1 protein-coding gene is annotated in these 1,121 nt (G+C 70.4%); it reads right to left on the reverse strand.

The features are described 5' to 3' along the window. Window positions 1-1,121 (reverse strand): amino acid adenylation domain-containing protein (locus ACFYW8_RS44575; protein WP_389093935.1); only part of this gene is annotated, 1,121 nt, incomplete at both ends.

Genomic DNA, 1,121 nt, shown 5'->3' on the forward strand with positions numbered 1-1,121 from the left:
TGGATCCCGGTTCACCCGTGAGGTGGTCCGGGATGAACCGCTCGGCGGTCAGCTCCGGCCGGCCGAGGTAGCCGAACGAGACACCGGCGCCCCCGACATGGATCTCACCCGGCACCCCGGGCGGTGCTGGACGGCCTCTGTCGTCGAGGACGTGGAGGTCCCAGCCCGGCAACGGCCGGCCCACCGAGCGACTGCCCGTCAACGCGTCCGCCCGGGTCACGGTGTGCCAGGTGCAGTGGACCGTCGTCTCCGTGATCCCGTACATGTTCACCGCCCGGCACCGCGACGGCGGATACCGGTCGAACCACGGGAGCAGCATCCCCGGGTCCAACGGCTCACCACCGAACACCAGCAACCGCACCGCCAGCCCGCCGGCGCCGAACGCCTGCGCACCCACCAGCTGCGAGAAGGCCGACGGTGTCTGATTCACCACCGTCACCTCCTCGCGCACCAGTAACGCGTGGAACTCCTCCGGATCACGCGACACCGTGAACGGCACGACCACCAGACGCCCGCCCGTCAGCAGGCACCCCCAGATCTCCCACACCGAGAAGTCGAACGCGAAGGAGTGGAAGAACGTCCACACGTCCCCCGGCCCCAGCCCGAACCCCCGCGCTGTCGCCCCGAGCAACGCCGCGACGTGACGATGTCCCACCACCACGCCCTTGGGCCGGCCCGTCGAACCCGACGTGTGGATCACATACGCCGCCGCGTCCGCCCCGATCCGCGGCAGCCCGCCATCCGGATCAGCGGGTTCACCACCCGTCTCCACCACCGTGAGACCCAGCCCCGCACAGGGACCCGACGCCTCACCCACCGCCACCCGTAAACCCGTGTCCCGCGCGACGAACGCCAGCCGCTCCGCCGGATAGTGCGGATCCAACGGCACATACGCCGCCCCCGCCTTCAACACCGCCAGCAGCGCCACCACCAGAGCGGGACCACGCTCCAGACAGACCCCCACCCGATCCCCCGGAACCACCCCGCTCTCCACCAGGACCCGCGCCAACCGGTCCGACAGCACTCCTAACTCCCCGTACGACAAACTCCCGCCCACACCCGACACCGCCACCGCATCAGGCACCAACCCCACCCGCACCCCGAACAACTCAGGGATGGAG

This window comes from Streptomyces sp. NPDC002742 (assembly GCF_042888885.1).
Taxonomy (GTDB): domain Bacteria; phylum Actinomycetota; class Actinomycetes; order Streptomycetales; family Streptomycetaceae; genus Streptomyces.